Source organism: Terriglobales bacterium, assembly GCA_035567895.1.
Lineage (GTDB): Bacteria > Acidobacteriota > Terriglobia > Terriglobales > Acidobacteriaceae > Gp1-AA112.
The window spans coordinates 141,929-157,781 of record DATMPC010000011.1 but is presented as its reverse complement, the minus strand read 5'-3'; the positions used below and the strand labels follow the sequence as shown (position 1 = coordinate 157,781).

Here is a 15,853-nt window from a genome sequence, read left to right as displayed (position 1 = left end):
GACGCCGCATGAACACGCTCATCTATCTCGCCTTAGCCGTGATCGCTTACCTGTTAGGCTCAATACCATTCGGATTGATCATCGTCCGCATTGTGCGCGGTGAGGACGTGCGCATGACCGGCAGCGGCAACATTGGCGCGACGAACGTTGCCCGCTCGGGAGGTGCAAAGCTAGGCATCGCAACCCTCGTGCTCGATGCACTGAAAGGTTATTTCGCAGTCTTGATCGCTTCGCTGACGAGCCATCGGAATCCCGGAATCGATTTGGGATTGGCGACTTCCCTCGCCGCGCTATGCGCCATTTTGGGACACGTCTTTCCTGTTTGGTTGAAATTTCGCGGCGGCAAAGGCGTCGCGACGGCCGTTGGCGCATTCGTCGGGTTGGCACCGCGGGCGGTTCTCCTGGTTCTCGCCATCTTTCTTCTGATCGTGTTGATCTCCAGATATGTCTCGCTGGGATCTATCGTCGCCAGCGCAGTGTTCCCTCTGCTCGCCTTCTTTCTCTATCGGAGCGAGTCCTCGCCGGCCGCCTTTGCTGTGATGTTGAGCGCTTCGTTGCTTATCATTCTCAAGCACAAGGCCAACATCAGACGCTTACTGGATGGAACGGAAAATCGCTTGCAGTTCTACAAGAGCTAATGTCCAGATCCATCCGCCCGCAAGCAAGGAGTAGCGCGTGAGCCGCATCGCCGTGATCGGCGCCGGGGCATGGGGCACCGCGCTTTCGATAGTGTTTGCGCGCGGTGGTCGGCATCAGGTTCAACTCTGGGCCTTTGAGCGCGAAGTGCGCGAATCTATCGAGAGCACGCGCAGCAACAACTTATTCTTGCCCGGATGCAAGGTTCCCGAAGCGGTACAGGTTACCAACAACCTTCACGACGCTCTTAGCGGCGCAGAAACTATTCTCACGGTGATGCCCTCGCACCATGCGCGGCGTCTGTACGAGCAGATGAGGGGGTCGCTGTCTGGGGAGGTGGTCGTGGTTAGCGCAACCAAGGGAATCGAGAACGGAACCTACAAGCGTATGACCGAAGTTGCGGCCGATGCTGCCGGAGTGAGCCGAGTCGCCGCGCTCAGCGGGCCCACGTTTGCAAAAGAAGTAGCGCGTGGAGATCCAACAGCGCTTACGGTCGCCTCGACAGATGCAAATGTCTCGGCGACCATCCAGCGCGAATTCAGCGATCCAATGTTCCGCATTTACACGAACGACGACGTCGTTGGAGTGGAGCTCGGCGGCTCACTCAAGAATGTAATCGCGATCGCTGCGGGTGTCGTGGAAGGTCTCGGGTTTGGTCACAACACCGCGGCAGCGCTCATCACACGCGGCCTGGCCGAGATAACGCGCCTTGCGGTCGCTTGCGGGGCTCGCCCACAAACGCTTTCCGGCCTCGCCGGTATGGGTGATCTCGTTCTGACTTGCACAGGCGGACTTTCAAGAAATCGCACGGTCGGCGTGGAATTAGGGCGTGGACATAAGCTGAGTGACATCATGGCGGGTATGCACGGCATGGTTGCCGAGGGCGTGCTTACTACCGATGCGGCTTTAGGCTTGGCGGCACGCCACGGCATCGAGATGCCGATTACCGAGCAGATCCATGCCCTTCTGCATGAGGAAAAGTCTCCTAAAGATGCAATCCGCGAACTCATGAGTCGCCCAGGCCGAGAAGAGTGACGCCATGCGTGCTCCTAGGACCGAAGTAATCAGTAAAACGCCTGAGAACGTAGTTAGACATCCGGAGTTTCGGGATAATCGGGATAGAATTCCGTTCAATTCCCAAAACTTTCAATGCGCCTGCCCAACCGCATACCGCTGCTCTATCTGATTTCTGGTGTTTTGATCCTTGTAGGTGTGGTGCCGCTGTACTTTTACGGTACTCAAGTTGTTGCTGTCAATCGCGAACGCCTGAAAATCAACGAGCAGCTCCTGCAGAATACCGTTACGAAGTCCCTGAGCGATGACGTTGAACACCGCCAAGCTACCCTGCAAGCGTCCCTCGGAAATCTGTCAACCGCCGTCTTGGTTACAAGCGGGGGGAATCTCACCGGCGATCACGTAAACACGCCGGAATTGCGAGCTCTGGTTGAGAGATTTACCTCCTCGTCTGACATTCTCGCCTACGCCACACTCTTGAATGATGAAGGGAAGGGTGTCTCGGCAGGACGCATAGCTCCCGACGCATTTGTACAGCGCGAACTCGAGCATGCTTTTATGGCAGCTCGGGAAGGGCGTGTCTACAACGGTCAAGCTCTCACCGTTGGCTCCGGCAAAGAACAACATACAACCATGCTGGTAAGCACTCCCGTGCTCAGCGACGATCATTTTTTGGGAATGATTGGAGCCGTGGTTGATCTGCAATACCTCATCACCAGTCTGAAGACCGCAAGCCAGGGAGGCCTTGACACCTTTGTTGTTGACCATCAAGGCCGATTGGTGGCCGGTGCAAATAGTGAATATGCAACCGGTCAGGACATGACCGGGAACCAGTTAGTGAAGGCTTTTGTTGACCAGGGGACTCGCGCCAGACTCGTTGCCACTAGCTCATTTGGAATGAAGCGCGGAAAATATGTCGTCGACATGCTAGGCACCTTCAGCCCAGTCCCGTCCTTACGGTGGGCGGTTATTGCAGAGAAGACGCAGGCAGATGCATATCAAAGCGTCTTCGAGATGCAAACCAAGGCGAAACAGTTCGCGTTGCTGGCGATTCTGCTGAGTCTGGCTTTTGGAATCTCCGCCGCGCGTCAACTTGCCACCCCGCTACAGACGCTGACGGAATCAAGCCGAGCCATTGCCCGGGGCGATTTTTCTCAACGGGTCCAGGTTAAGAGCCGTACGGAAATTGGCGAACTTGCCGATACGTTCAACAGCATGACTTCGGATCTGGAGCGTTTCGTTCTGGATTTAAAGCGCGCTGCCGAAGAGAACCGCACGTTGTTTCTTAGTTCCATTCAGATGTTGGCGGGCGCCGTCGACGAAAAGGATCCGTACACTCGAGGCCATTCCGATCGCGTAACTCGCTATTCAATGCTCATAGCCAAAGAATTGGGTTTGCCTGAGGATGAAGTCGAGAAAATCCGCATCTCCGCTCAACTGCACGATGTGGGCAAGATAGGAATTGAGGATCGAATCCTGAAAAAACCCGGAGCCCTTACTCCCGACGAATACGAGATCATGAAGACGCACACAACTAAGGGTGCGGCAATCCTTCGTCCCGTAGAGATGCTCAAGGAGATGATTCCCGGAATTGAACTGCACCACGAGTCACTCGACGGTCGCGGTTATCCTCATGGTCTTAAGGGAGAGGAAATTCCGCTTACGCCGCGCATCATCATGGTCGCCGACTGCTTTGACGCGATGACGACGAACCGTCCTTATCAGGCCGCAATGGATCCGGAGTACGTAGTGCGCATCATCAACTCGCTGGTAAACACCAAATTCGATCCGCGCGTTGTAGCCGCGTTGAGCACGGTGTTCGAGCGAGGAGACTTCCGCCTTCGCCGCGCCGCAGCCGTAACTCCGGAAGCGCAGACGGCAGTGGCGGGCGAGAGCGTTTAAGGTTTCGCAAGAACCACATGCGAAAGTTTCGCGGCCCTTCTCTTGATGAGCACACACTCTCATTAGCACTCACTATCGGCTGACCTTGCTACACTACTTCGCCACCTTAACGTGACAAAGGAGCGGATCTTTGAGTCCGAAACCGACATTAGTAGCGCAGCTGATCGCGGAGTTTCTTGGAACTTTTGTCCTAATTCTGTTTGGCATCGGCGTAGTTGCAATGGTCGTACTGTTCCCAAGTAAGAATGCCGGGGAGCTCATTCATGGCGGATACACGAACATCACACTGGGTTGGGGACTGGCCGTTACGATGGGAATTTACATCGCGGGGAAGATCTCTGGCGCGCACTTAAATCCCGCCGTCACGGTGTCCCTGGCCGTTTTTCGAGGATTTCCCTGGCGACACGTGATCCCATATTCAGTTGCGCAGATTGCCGGCGCATTCTGTGCTGCCGCAGTGGTGTATCGCAATTACCTCCCAGCCTTCCGTCAGGTTGATCCGTCATTCGATCACACGGCAGGCGTCTTCACGACGTTTCCCACGTTCCCGGCATTGCCGGGAGCGGGATTTCTTGATCAGGTAATCGGCACTGGACTTCTTCTGTTGCTCATTCTGGCAATCACTGATGAATTCAACATGCCGCCTGGCGCGAACTTGGCACCTTTGATGATTGGACTCGTAGTCGTGGCTATCGGCATGAGTTTCGGCGGAATGCACGGGTACGCTATCAATCCAGCTCGCGATTTTGGACCACGTTTGTTCACCGTCGTCGCGGGCTTCCGCAACAACGGTCTCACCGATGGAAGCGGTGCGTGGCTCGTTCCGATCGCAGGGCCATTGTTGGGTGGTTTGCTGGGGTCAGCGCTGTACGACTTCGGTATCCGCCGTTTCCTGCGCCCCACGCAGCACATGTCTCAGACGGTCAGGTGATCTTGAACACCATAGCGCGTCCCTCGCGCTTTTTCAGTTTGCGCGCCTTGCCGAGAGCCACCATCACGTACAGAGCGTTGAGACGATCGAAGTACTCCTTAAACAGGTCAGGTCGATGGGCTCCAGACTTCAGGCTGTTCACGGTGATCTCTTTGCCCTTGAACTTGCGCGCAATCACATCGGGCGAGTCTGATTGAATGGCTGTGACGGAATAATTGTTGCGCCGTTGGGCAGTGGCAACCAGATAAGCGTTGGCAGTTCGATAGACGTAGTAACTTCGCTTATCGCCCTCTGCCTGGCCCACGAATTTTGCGTCGGTGAACAAGTTTTTGGCACTCATGTGTTCCTTCCTTTTCTGGGAAGTTTTCAATGCCAAGAGCAAGACTAACGTGGGAGTTTATAGGCACTCGGACGGCTGGGCAAGATTTGAATTTCGACACAGTTTCGCGTTCGGGTCAGGCCGAACTCCTCGCCCCTACTTGAAGTACTCTAGCCTCCCTTGTCCAGCGTATTGGCTCCAAACGTCCTACGCCGAAGGTCCAGGCCAGGGCACCGGTCAGCGAGAGGGCAGCAGTAATCGCGAATGCGGCCTGAAAATTACCCGTCCAATCGACGATGTATCCCGTGAGCGCCGGACCAAAAATTCTCTGTCGGCGGGCGATGGTTTGCAAGGCTGCGGGGAACTAATGTTCTGAGTGCATACCTAACTGGTGAAGGCTGGCGTCAGCCGATTCGCTTCGCTCGCGCAGGAGCAATACGCGGAAACTTGTATTCATGCTGCGACATATCCACGCGGCGACCGCGGAAGCGGACGCCTTCGGCTTCCAAGCGGAAGCGCTGCTCGAATGCGGAGTTTCCACGCAGCTTGATTGCTCCACCAAAGCCGAGGACCCGGTGCCACGGTAATCCGACTGCCGTGCGAAGGGCGGCGGCAGCTTGACGCGCTCCTCGGGGCAAACCTGCGGCGCACGCAACAGCTCCGTAGGTAGAAACCATGCCGCGTGGAATCTGGCGTATGGCAGCGACAATTTTGGTGCGGTTCATTGCTGCGCGGTTTTTGCTTTGCGACTTCTTCACTGCTGCCATTCAGACAACCAGCGTAAACGGGAGCGGTGCGCAGGGTCCATCACCACTAACTCCGTGGTGCCTCGCAGCAGGCCGCCCGCAGAAAGCGATTCAGCCGAGCGATTGGCGAGTGCCCGAAATCGGGTTTCGAGGGCTTTGTCGTCCTTGAGCACTCCCAGCCAGACAAGAAAAGGGCCATCGGTGCGGAAGGGGAGTTTGGGAAAATTATTTGGCACGTCGAGGGTGACCAGCACGCCTGCCTCGCGAGCTCCCGCGGACCGATATCCGTTAAACGCGGTTTCCGCCTGCCGCGTAAATGCTTCGATGCCGTTCGGCTTTACTGCGAATATCTGCGCTACTATCACGCCTTGAGCACCTTTGGGCTCATACACAGGATCGACTGCGGGAAGAACGGTAATTCCTCTTTCGGGACTTAACGGACGGAGCAGGAGCACATTGTCGCTATCGAGCATAAGGTGATTCATTGTGTCGCGATGTTCTCTCCACAGAGGCCCACCGTAGAGGGCGCCATTGGCGCTCGCGCGACCGTCCATGTCGTGGAAACCTCGAATCCAGGTAAATCTGGAAGGATCGGCGCGCTCAAAGAATTGGCCGACGGCGATTGCGCCAACTTGCTGAATGGCTTCCGGGAAGTAACTTTCGAAATACCGGGCAAAGTGTTCTCGCTCGCCTGCCTTGATGGTGTAACGGCGAAACTCGATGACAGGAAAGTCCTGCAGGTGAGCGGTGTGCTCGGTGGATTTGGTCTGCGCTTGGGTGAGTGTTGTAGCCATAGTCAGGAGTACAAATAAGAGTAGGTTCATTTGCAACTCGTGCCAGTCTGAAACTGTCATCCGGCCCTCTGTTGGCCGAAGGATCTCCCGGAATGTTTCGGACTGGAATCCACTGTCCCGGCTCTTCAGCCCAGGCTCTCGTGAAAGAGCCAGGACGAACCAAAGCAGACCGATGCATCGGGGAGATCCTTCGGCCAACAGAGGGCCTGAGGATGACATTCTAAGAATCAACGACTGGCAAGACACCGTCGCCCTTCAAAGCTAGGTTCTAATGCCATTACCGTAATGCCGAACGTACCCAGGCACTGCGGTTCCTTCCGAGAGTCTCGAATCAGGAATCGGCCTGTTTGGCGTCAATGTCAGAGGCAGCACTCCGGCCCACACTGGTAATGCGTAATCTTCTTCATCGTCCAATGGCGGGCCCGTGCGTACCTTGGCGGAAGCTTCCTCAATTGTGAACTCCAGCACCGCAGTTGCTTTGAGCTCTTTTTCGGTGGGAAGGCGAACCTCGTTCCAGCGGCCACGGATCACGTGTTCGGAAATCACTCGGAGTGCTTCAGTTTTCTGTTTGGGATCGTTGACTTTGCGCGCGGTTCCAAATGCCACTACGGAGCGGTAGTTCATGGAATGATGAAAAGCGGAGCGCGCCAGAACAAGGCCGTCGACAAGCGTGACATTCACGCAAGCAGGAATGCCACCATCCAACTCACGCAACATGCGGCTGGCTGCAGAGCCGTGCAGGTAAAGCGCCTCTCCTTCGCGTCCATACAGCGTTGGGATCACGAAAGGCTGACCATCCACATTGAAGCCGACGTGTGCGAGGAAGCCGGCGTCGAGGATCTGGCACACCGCCTCGACCTCATGCGACCCGCGGTTGGGAAGACGCCGGAGTTGCGTGCGCTCCGTAACGTTCATCGTTGTCTGTCCCGTGTGAAGGTCACCATCCAATTTGTTTCCCAAGTCTTGCCTCCGTCGGCGGAGAATGCCTGTTCCCATTTCGGTGCATCAGGGTTCGTGCGCGTCCAACGGAAGCGGCATAGTACTTTCTTGCCATCGACCTCTTCGTCTCCAAAGAATTCGCCGTGGTCACCGTGGAATTTGCCGACCATTGGCGGCTGCAGGATGCCGGCGCGCACATTGTCTGCCCAATAGAGCGACCACTCCTGAGTTGCGGGATTAAACAGCCGTAAAGTCGTGCCCAGGATGGTTCGTCCATTGCGGACAGCGGCATAACGATCGATATTGCCAAGGCCATTTAGCAGCGGCTCGGCCTCCAAGGTTCCATCGAAATCGATCCAGTCATCGGATCCGCGCAAGCGGCCGTTTAAGAAGTGGTTGTGACTCTTCCACGAACCAAAGAGGAAGTCGAAATCGAGCGATATCGCCGGATCTGTGTTCACTTGTGCCAAAGCAGACATTGTTGACACCACCAAGATGAGAATTAGCTGTTGCAGCACAGCTACAGGATGCAGCGCACAATGGTATTCTCAAAGCACCACTTTATATGGCTCTAGTAATACCACTATCTAGAGGAGCTGGGCCGATCTCACGCCAGGTATACCTGGCTCTTCGCGGCGCCATCGTGCAAGGAACATTTCGCCCTGGAGATCGGCTTCCGGCGACGCGCGATCTGGCGGAGCAGCTTGGGGTTTCACGGACGGTGGTTCTGCTGGCATACGATCAACTGCTGTCTGAAGGGTTCGTCGAAGGCCGTTCCGGATCGGGAACCTATGCCTCCAAAGTTTTCGGTGCGAGCCCAAGAGCGGCCGCCGATTCCGCCCAGCTGCGCCTGTCGCGGTTCGGGACTTCAGCCGCGACGGCTGCTTCGACCGTTGACTTTCCGCGACGACGGTCGGCAGCGCTGCGCTACGACTTCGCGTACCGGCGCAGCGGAGTGGACGAGTTTCCATTCGAAGTGTGGCGGCGGATATTAATGCGGCGCGCGCGGAAAGCGTCTGTGCGCCACTTCGACTATGGTCCAGCAGCGGGAAGCCTCGCCCTGCGCGAAGCGATCGCAGTTCACCTGCGGCGTTCCCGCGCTGCGGTTTGCGACGCGTCCCAGGTGATCATCGTGAACGGCTCGCAGCAGGCGCTGGATCTTGCAGCCCGCGTTCTCATGGAACGTGGCGATCGCGTTGTGGTGGAGGACCCGCAATATCAAGGTGCGAGAGAGGTGTTTCGAGCTGCAGGAGCACGGCTGCATCCGGTGCCTGTGGATCGTGAGGGTTTAAATCCTGCGAAGCTGCCGCGCGGCGCGCGCATTGCTTTTGTGACTCCGTCCCATCAATTTCCCACTGGAGCGATTTTGCCGTTGGCTCGGCGGTTGGCTCTGCTGGAGTGGGCGAAGAAGGAGGAGGCCGTGGTGATTGAAGACGATTACGACGGCGAGTTCCGTTATGAAGGACAGCCCGTCGAGTCGATGCAGGGGCTGGACACCGAAGGGCGTGTGATCTATTTAGGAACGTTCTCGCGCACGATTTTTCCCGCACTGCGAATCGGTTATCTAATCGCGCCGAAGTCACTGGTGCCAGCATTTACGTCAGGCAAATGGCTTTGTGATCGCCACACCGCTACTCTCGAGCAGGAGACGTTGGCGGAGTTCATTTCCAGCGGAGCCTATGAACGGCATCTGCGACGCACGCGACGCGCCAACGCGGTGCGTCGCGCTGCGTTGCTCGAAGCGATTCACAAGCAGCTACGAGGATTTGACGTGACGGGCGACGGCTCCGGAACTCACGTAGTGCTGTGGCCCGGCAAACCGGCTTCGGAGGAAGATCTGATCGCACGTGCAGCCTCGCAAGAGGTTGGCGTTTACGGCATCGCGAAATACTTTTTGAGGACGCCCGCAAGGGCGGGGCTCATGCTGGGATATTCGGGAATGAATGAGCAGCAGATTCGTGAAGGAATCCGGTGCCTCGGAAAGGCCATAGCCTAGATTTTTCAACCAAGCACAAACGGCCGCCGGGCGGCAGCCGTTTGTGTGTCGTTTCCCCTTAAGTTCCAGGAGACATTGCTGTGTCACAAGGAGGAGCCTTGTGGCGATGGAGACAACATCTCTCCAAACAACGCTCTAAACATATAGACGATATTTTCGACAAGAAGTTTCGGGTCTTGAAGAAAAATCATCGATGGCGGCTTCCACTCGCCAGCTACTTTGCCACTTCTTCCCAAGTCATATCGCGTGCTTTACTGCGCGTGCGCTCGCGCCAGGTGGTGAACATCTGGGCGTAGCTCTGAGTAATGTATTCCGACTCCTTGATTCCAAGACGGGCCGCCGTGCGGTCGATCCACTTTGGCGATCCTTCGAGTTCGGCAATGTTGCCGATGGGGGTCTCGTCGAGCACCACGTGTCCTTCGCCGTCGCTCCATTCGGCGCGGTACTTCTCGTAACGAAATGACGGAGCGAGTCCAATGGCGATGAAGATGTGCGCAAGAGCCTCGCCGTCGTCGACCTGAGTTTCAGTCTCAGAGCGCGACTTATGTTTCCCTGAATTGCCCTTAGTTTTGTGAGTGACGGTCCATTTGGACCCATACTTGCGAATCCGCAGAACCTCCCCGCGTGCGCGCAAGCGTCGATCGGGAAAGTCGTACAGCGTATTCATCTCGTGGGTGCGCGGAGTTACGAGCCTGAATTGGGATGCAGCGAGCTTGCCTTTAAGGGTTTCTAGATCATCCGCGCGCAGTTTGACTTCGACTTCCTCGGCCGGCATGGCTCGATTTTACGGCCTTACAAATAGAGGCGCAGCATGCTGTGCGTCTAGCTTAACCGCGATCAGTCAAAGTCGCGCTCGTTGATCGATACAGGTCCATTCACAGTCGACAAGCGAACCACTGGCGTGCCGCTTCCGAACTGAACGCTCTTGTTGTGGTCGTCGAAATCTTTGTGCGCCCCTTCGCAGCCGGAGCACGAGAACGGAGAGTACCCGCGCGCCTGTACGAGCACTCCCGAACGGTAGTTGTTTGGCAGCTTAAGCGCCATAGGACCATTCATTGACTCGGCGTCCAGGCCTTTGCCGCTCCAGGAAGTACCTATAAGCTTTATTGCGATAGGGCCGTTTTGGGCATGCAAGTGAATATCCCCGCTGTTGCCGGCATAGTCGATCGGTCCGTTCACGATTTCGGCATTGACCTCTCCCGCCGAATTCTTAATGGCAAACGGTCCATTGGTGCAATGGACGTCAACCTTACCTGCAAGATCTGAAATTGAGATGGGGCCATTCATTCCCGCCAGCGAGAGCGAACTGCTGCGAGGAGCATGAATGATGAGATACGACGTCCAGTCACTCTCGTCGGGACCACTTACCGTGAGGCGCCCGTCATCAAATGACATTTTTATCTGTTGTAGTTTGCGTTCCGCTGTTGTGCGCTCGTCGGATAGCGCTGCTTTGCAATTCAACACTCCGAAATCCTGACGATCCCAGCCGTACACATACATTCCGCCGTTGTCTGCGGCATTAATACGAACAGGAGAGGAGGTCTGCGGCAGCGTAAGCCGGTCTTCGGAGCGTGCGATTTCCCGATTGCCTGAACGAAATTGTAGTTGGTCACATGAGGTGACGTCGCGGTCATCGGTACTCACGCTGATTCCGTGATTATGGCCGTGATAGGCGTGGGCAAGGCTAGTGGCCGCAAAGAAACCTGCCAGAAGAAACAGTTGAAGCGTGTGTCGCATCGGACACTACTCCTGATCAGTCAGATAGACTGGTGGCCGAACTGGCGGTTAGCAGGACTTTTTCGGGAACTCGGAATGGGAAGCTGGCGTTCAGAGGCGTTCTATGACGGTAGCCTAACTTTTCAGCACCATAACTGATGCGATACAATCCTCGTCTGCTGTTCCGGCCTTAGACCCGTCTATCTGTACACCGTAGTTTTGTAGTTCTTGTGTTGTGTGGTTTCTCGGAGGAAACGCGCATGTCACCTCGCTTTGTAAGTTTTTTAGGTCGTGTGTTGCTGACGGTTGTAGCTGCGGCTATTTCCGTAATGGCACAAGCTGCACCACAGTCATCCTCGGCGGATGAAACCCAACCATCAAAGGTGGATGTCTTCGCCGGGTACTCGTATCTGAGTCCCAACGGCGCCATTAACGGTAATAAGGGGATTACCAAAGGTTTCACGGTAGCCTCTTCTTATTGGCTCAATAAGTACTTCGGTGGCGTCATCGAAACTGGCACCCATCTCGGAGACATCAACACCTTCAACACCCTGACTGCTGGCCCAACCTTCCGAATCCCGCTGGAAGGACTCACGCCATTTGGACTCGCCACATTCGGGATGAATCGCGAAGCTCCGGCTGGCATTAACTCCTCGACTGGCTTCGGCTTTGTGGGTGGTGGCGGTTTCGACTTGCATTTCCTAAAGCGAGTTGACATTCGTCTGATTGAAGCCGAGTACGAGTACGCACATCACAATTTCGGATTTATAGGCGGCTCCCCGGTCAGCGTTCGCGACAATATGGGCGGAGCCAAAATCAGCGGTGGTTTGGTTTTCAAGTTCGGCAGCGTTGGGCCACCTCCGGTTCCGCCGTCGGCTTCCTGCTCGGCTCAGCCTACGGACGTGTTTGCGGGTGAGCCTGTACAGGTCACGACGCAGCCTTCGAATTTCAATCCGAAGCGCACGCTAACCTATGCGTATACCGCTACGGGCGGGAAGGTGAACGGGACCGGACAGACGGTGAACGTCGATACCGCTGGCATGGCTCCGGGCTCGTATACCGTCAGTTCGAATGTGAGCGACGGCAAGAAGGGCGCGGCGACGTGCTCTGCGACATTTAATGTGAAGCAGCAGCGCGCACCTACAGTTACCTGCTCGGCCAATCCAACCACGGTGCGCCAGGGCGATACTGCCACTATCACTGCCGATGGAAAGAGCGAAGACAATCGTCCGCTGACTTACAAGTTCGACACGACAGCTGGAACGATGTCTCCCAACGGCGCACAGGCAACTCTGAGCACGCAAGGTGCACAGCCGGGTCCGATTACCGTAACCTGCACAGCGACCGACGATCGCAATCTGAGCGGAAACGGACAGACCACTGTGACGGTTGAGGCGCCACCACCTCCGCCGCCACCACCACCGCAAGCCAGCAAGATCAACCAGATCGAGTTCCCGAACCTGAAGAAGCCGTGGCGCGTGGACAACACCGCGAAAGCTGTGTTGGACGATGTCGCTCTGCGCCTGCAGCGTGAGCCCGACTCTCGACTGGTGATCGTTGGGTCGACAGATCCAAGTGAGAAGCGGCCGAACCTCTCGGCAGAACGTGCCGTGGATGCTAAGTTCTATCTCACCAACGATAAGGGCATCGATCCAAGCCGTATTGAGACTCGCTCGGGCGGAACCGGCGGTAAGATCGCCGAGTTCTGGATTGTTCCCCCTGGGGCTACTTACCAGGGTACTGAGCCAGTTGTGGATGAGACGAAGATCAAACCGATCCCGGATCATCCGGCTCCGAAGGCCCCGGCCCGCAGAAGGGCTGCGGCGCCAAAAAAGCCTAGCTAGCAGCGCCCACATCAACCCACTGGCCGAAGGGAAATTTCCTTCGGCCAGTTTTGTTTTCAGCTTCTAAGCTACTAAGGCTGACAGTTACGAGCTGCTGGTTTGCATCTAAACACATGATAGGGAGTCGCTTAGGGCTCCCTGACGTGCAAATCGAGATTCCCATGAATAACCAGGCCAAGCTCCCGGATAAAATCAGAAGGCGCTTTCCTCGCAGCTGGAGCCAGAAACGTGGATGTTTGGAAGCTCCAGCAGCCTAGCAGCTCTCTTCAGGTGATTCATCGAATGCGATTTCGTGCTTTGCTGACAGCGATTCTCATAATTGGCGTAACTCTCGCGCCTGCCCAGACCACCTCAACTGCGAGCCAGTCGTGGATCTCGGTTGGTCCCGACGGCGGTGATGTGCGTACTCTTTCCGCCGATCCCGCGAATGCTTCGCGAGTCCTGCTCGGGACGAGTGCCGGACAAATCTATCAGTCGGAAGACGGCGGCAAGATCTGGCAGCGTTTCGTGCGAATTGGTAAGGGCAATGACTACGTTGTCGATCACATCATCTTCGATCCGCAGCAACCTGGTGTGATCTACGTAGCGGCGTGGACGCTCGAGAGTGAAGGCGGTTCAGTCTTTAAGACCACCGACAATGGACATTCTTGGCAACCGCTTTCCTCCCTCGAAGGCAAGTCGGTGCGCTCGATGGCGATCGCAGCCTCTGATCCGAACGTTCTGGTCGCAGGCACACTTGATGGTGTCTACCGCACACGTAACGGAGGCCAGACCTGGCAGCATATCTCGCCAGAAACCAGCGGCGAGATCAAAAACATTGAATCCATCGCAATCGATCCCACTAACTCCGACGTAGTCTACGCAGGTACATGGCACCTGCCATGGAAGACCAGCGATGGCGGTAAGAGTTGGCACAACATCAAGAGCGGCATTGTCGACGACTCCGACGTTTTCTCCATCATCATCGATCCCAAGCGGCCAGACGTGGTCTATGCCAGCGCCTGCTCCGGCATTTATAAGAGCGAGAGCGCCGGAGAACTCTTCCACAAGATTCAAGGCATACCGTTTTCGGCGCGCCGCACTCGCGTACTGAAGCAGGATCCCAGCAACAGCAATGTCGTGTATGCGGGAACCACGGAAGGGTTGTGGAAGACGAGCGATTCGGGGAAGACGTGGCGACGGATAACGACTCCCGACGTGATCGTCAATGACGTGCTGGTGGATATTGGCAGACCAGAGCATGTTTTGCTGGCGACCGATCGCAGCGGAGTACTGGTGAGCAACAACGCTGGCGCGTCGTTCGAGTCCGCAAACACAGGCTTTGCCCATAGGCAGGTGGCGGCGCTTGCGGTTGATCCCGACGACCAGAACACGCTGTACGCTGGTCTTATCAACGACAAGCACTACGGCGGCGTCTTCGTCAGTCACAATCAAGGCGCCCACTGGAAGCAGATGAATGCGGGCCTGGAAGGCCGCGATGTTTTTTCCTTGCGCAAGATAGGAACCACTCTGCTAGCCGGTACCAGCAACGGAGTCTTTGTCCTGGGTGGAGACACACCAGCCAAGGGCATGCGAGCTGCCGGAGCAGGGCAATGGCGTCCCAGTGACCACATCGCCAACGAGACGATTGTGACGGTTGGCAAGGCGACAAAAACGCGGAAGGCACTTACCCGCAGGGTGATCAAGCCCGGCGTGCTAAAGGCTCGAGTGACCGACATCGAGGTAGATGGGAAGAAGTGGCTTGCTGCCAGCAGTCAAGGATTTTTCACCAGTTCGAATCTGGGACGCACGTGGCAGGGCGGTCCAGTGCTTGGGCATCCGAACATCAGCCTTGTGCGTGTATCCCCGAAGCTCGTCGTAGCTTCAGGGCTTAACTTCCTTCTCATATCCACAGATCGCGGCGAGACCTGGAGCGAAGCCAAGCTGCCGAAGGTGATTGCGTCGATTCGGGACATCGCTTTTTCTAGCGATAACAGCCTTTGGCTTGCGTGCCGCGAAGGCCTGTACCGCAGCATGGATGCTGGAGCAAACTGGGAACGCCTCCTCAAGTTGCCGGTTGTGAATCTCGCGTCGGTCTATTACGACGCGGACACTAAGCGAGTGCTAGTCACCGCAATGAACTCGACAGAGGTTTTCTCCAGCGACGATGATGGCCAGAGCTGGCAGCATCGCGACTCTGGCTGGCTTCTTCGCTCCATCACGCAGAATGCAGGCCACCTGCTTGCCTCAACCGCCTTTGATGGCATAGTGATCGAAAAAACAAGGACTGAGTCAGCGGAAGCTGGAACATCAGGCCGCCAAAACGTGTCGTCGGTACGCTGAATCGAGCGGAACAGGAAACTCGGTTCTGTAATTTAGCTGGCGTTCCCTGCCGCGCTCCCCGCAAGTCCTAACTCGCCCGCGATCTTCTGCATAGCCACGATGCAGAAGGCAATGTGTTCGTCGAGATCGACGCCGAGATCTGCCGCGCCGTTCACGATGTCGTCCCGCGAAACGCTGCGCGCGAATGCCTTGTCCTTCATTTTCTTGCGAATTGATTTTGCATCTACCTCCGCCAGCGACTTTGACGGCTTCACCAGAGCAGTGGCAGTGATGAATCCGGCAAGCTCGTCGCAGGCAAAGAGGACCTTCTCCATGTGCGTCTGCCGCTGAACACCGGTGTAGTCGGCGTGTGACAGGATGGCGCGGCGGATGTCTTCGGGATATCCGCGTTCTTCAAGGATCTTGTTGCCTACGTACGGATGCTGTTCCGGAGTGGGAAAGCGTTCGTAGTCGAAGTCGTGGAGGAGTCCGGTAACACTGTACTTCTGCTCCAGTTCGGCGGCTGCCGCAGGGCTCAATGCCTCCTGTCGCGCCAGTTTTTGTGCATAGGCTCGCACGCAGGCCTCTACTGCCCTAGCATGCTTCCGCAAACTCTCCGACTGGGTGTATTCAGTTAGTAAACCCCACGCCGACTCACGAGATTGTCCGATCATTTGCCTGTTTTCTCCCTTGTTTCTCCGGGGTTTCTTGCTAG

The 15,853-nt window shown here is 56.3% G+C and carries 15 protein-coding genes; 7 read left to right on the top strand and 8 right to left on the bottom strand.

What is annotated here, in order from left to right:
* Nucleotides 1-8 precede the first annotated feature (8 nt).
* From plsY to VNX88_03150, 4 genes are all read left to right on the top strand, one after another.
* On the top strand, nucleotides 9-638 hold the full coding sequence (gene plsY, locus VNX88_03165) for a glycerol-3-phosphate 1-O-acyltransferase PlsY (protein HWY67636.1): 630 nt from the start codon (nucleotides 9-11) through the stop codon (nucleotides 636-638).
* Nucleotides 639-675: 37 nt separating this feature from the next.
* Nucleotides 676-1,671 carry an NAD(P)H-dependent glycerol-3-phosphate dehydrogenase gene (locus VNX88_03160; GenBank protein HWY67635.1) on the top strand — a complete coding sequence of 332 codons (996 nt, stop codon included), beginning with the start codon at nucleotides 676-678 and terminating at the stop codon, nucleotides 1,669-1,671.
* Nucleotides 1,672-1,785: 114 nt separating this feature from the next.
* Complete coding sequence (locus tag VNX88_03155; GenBank protein HWY67634.1) at nucleotides 1,786-3,552, top strand: HD domain-containing phosphohydrolase; 1,767 nt, start codon at nucleotides 1,786-1,788, stop codon at nucleotides 3,550-3,552.
* 130 nt (nucleotides 3,553-3,682) lie between these two features.
* Nucleotides 3,683-4,483: an MIP/aquaporin family protein gene (locus VNX88_03150; protein ID HWY67633.1), complete on the top strand. Its 801-nt coding sequence runs from the start codon at nucleotides 3,683-3,685 to the stop codon at nucleotides 4,481-4,483.
* Here VNX88_03150 and VNX88_03145 read toward each other — a convergent pair.
* The 5 genes from VNX88_03145 to VNX88_03125 form a co-directional block, all read right to left on the bottom strand.
* Nucleotides 4,476-4,823, bottom strand: a complete 348-nt coding sequence (locus VNX88_03145; GenBank protein HWY67632.1) for a hypothetical protein — start codon at nucleotides 4,821-4,823, stop codon at nucleotides 4,476-4,478. The two genes, VNX88_03150 and VNX88_03145, sit on opposite strands and share 8 nt — an antisense overlap.
* A gap of 383 nt (nucleotides 4,824-5,206) precedes the next feature.
* Nucleotides 5,207-5,527: an MGMT family protein gene (locus VNX88_03140; protein ID HWY67631.1), complete on the bottom strand. Its 321-nt coding sequence runs from the start codon at nucleotides 5,525-5,527 to the stop codon at nucleotides 5,207-5,209.
* 29 nt (nucleotides 5,528-5,556) lie between these two features.
* Nucleotides 5,557-6,372, bottom strand: coding sequence for an NIPSNAP family protein (locus VNX88_03135; GenBank protein HWY67630.1), 816 nt, complete (start codon nucleotides 6,370-6,372; stop codon nucleotides 5,557-5,559).
* A 231-nt stretch (nucleotides 6,373-6,603) separates the two neighbouring features.
* Nucleotides 6,604-7,302 carry a pyridoxamine 5'-phosphate oxidase family protein gene (locus VNX88_03130; GenBank protein HWY67629.1) on the bottom strand — a complete coding sequence of 233 codons (699 nt, stop codon included), beginning with the start codon at nucleotides 7,300-7,302 and terminating at the stop codon, nucleotides 6,604-6,606.
* Nucleotides 7,254-7,760: a hypothetical protein gene (locus VNX88_03125; protein ID HWY67628.1), complete on the bottom strand. Its 507-nt coding sequence runs from the start codon at nucleotides 7,758-7,760 to the stop codon at nucleotides 7,254-7,256. Before VNX88_03125 ends, VNX88_03130 begins: the two co-directional genes overlap by 49 nt.
* 86 nt (nucleotides 7,761-7,846) lie before the next feature.
* Here VNX88_03125 and VNX88_03120 point away from each other — a divergent pair, with 86 nt between their 5' ends.
* Nucleotides 7,847-9,277 carry a PLP-dependent aminotransferase family protein gene (locus VNX88_03120; protein HWY67627.1) on the top strand — a complete coding sequence of 477 codons (1,431 nt, stop codon included), beginning with the start codon at nucleotides 7,847-7,849 and terminating at the stop codon, nucleotides 9,275-9,277.
* A gap of 214 nt (nucleotides 9,278-9,491) precedes the next feature.
* Here the strand turns inward: VNX88_03120 and VNX88_03115 are convergent, their stop codons facing one another.
* Both VNX88_03115 and VNX88_03110 read right to left on the bottom strand, forming a co-directional pair.
* A complete protein-coding gene (locus VNX88_03115; protein ID HWY67626.1) occupies nucleotides 9,492-10,052 on the bottom strand; it encodes a class IV adenylate cyclase in 561 nt (186 codons plus the stop codon).
* A 62-nt stretch (nucleotides 10,053-10,114) separates the two neighbouring features.
* Nucleotides 10,115-11,014, bottom strand: coding sequence for a hypothetical protein (locus tag VNX88_03110; protein ID HWY67625.1), 900 nt, complete (start codon nucleotides 11,012-11,014; stop codon nucleotides 10,115-10,117).
* Between the two features lie 239 nt (nucleotides 11,015-11,253).
* Between VNX88_03110 and VNX88_03105 the strand changes: the two genes are divergently transcribed.
* Nucleotides 11,254-12,837 carry an OmpA family protein gene (locus VNX88_03105; GenBank protein HWY67624.1) on the top strand — a complete coding sequence of 528 codons (1,584 nt, stop codon included), beginning with the start codon at nucleotides 11,254-11,256 and terminating at the stop codon, nucleotides 12,835-12,837.
* Between the two features lie 282 nt (nucleotides 12,838-13,119).
* Nucleotides 13,120-15,159, top strand: coding sequence for a YCF48-related protein (locus VNX88_03100; protein HWY67623.1), 2,040 nt, complete (start codon nucleotides 13,120-13,122; stop codon nucleotides 15,157-15,159).
* Nucleotides 15,160-15,191: 32 nt separating this feature from the next.
* On the opposite strand, the gene VNX88_03095 is transcribed toward VNX88_03100, so the two are convergent.
* Nucleotides 15,192-15,812, bottom strand: coding sequence for a hypothetical protein (locus tag VNX88_03095; GenBank protein HWY67622.1), 621 nt, complete (start codon nucleotides 15,810-15,812; stop codon nucleotides 15,192-15,194).
* Nucleotides 15,813-15,853 lie beyond the last annotated feature (41 nt).

Coding starts and splice junctions, on each gene's coding strand:
- plsY (HWY67636.1), top strand. CDS start 9: ATGAACACGCTCATCTATCTCGCCTTAGCCGTGATCGCTTACCTGTTA.
- VNX88_03155 (HWY67634.1), top strand. CDS start 1,786: ATGCGCCTGCCCAACCGCATACCGCTGCTCTATCTGATTTCTGGTGTT.
- VNX88_03145 (HWY67632.1), bottom strand. CDS start 4,823: ATGAGTGCCAAAAACTTGTTCACCGACGCAAAATTCGTGGGCCAGGCA.
- VNX88_03140 (HWY67631.1), bottom strand. CDS start 5,527: ATGAACCGCACCAAAATTGTCGCTGCCATACGCCAGATTCCACGCGGC.
- VNX88_03135 (HWY67630.1), bottom strand. CDS start 6,372: ATGAACCTACTCTTATTTGTACTCCTGACTATGGCTACAACACTCACC.
- VNX88_03125 (HWY67628.1), bottom strand. CDS start 7,760: ATGTCTGCTTTGGCACAAGTGAACACAGATCCGGCGATATCGCTCGAT.
- VNX88_03120 (HWY67627.1), top strand. CDS start 7,847: ATGGCTCTAGTAATACCACTATCTAGAGGAGCTGGGCCGATCTCACGC.
- VNX88_03115 (HWY67626.1), bottom strand. CDS start 10,052: ATGCCGGCCGAGGAAGTCGAAGTCAAACTGCGCGCGGATGATCTAGAA.
- VNX88_03110 (HWY67625.1), bottom strand. CDS start 11,014: ATGCGACACACGCTTCAACTGTTTCTTCTGGCAGGTTTCTTTGCGGCC.
- VNX88_03105 (HWY67624.1), top strand. CDS start 11,254: ATGTCACCTCGCTTTGTAAGTTTTTTAGGTCGTGTGTTGCTGACGGTT.
- VNX88_03100 (HWY67623.1), top strand. CDS start 13,120: ATGCGATTTCGTGCTTTGCTGACAGCGATTCTCATAATTGGCGTAACT.
- VNX88_03095 (HWY67622.1), bottom strand. CDS start 15,812: ATGATCGGACAATCTCGTGAGTCGGCGTGGGGTTTACTAACTGAATAC.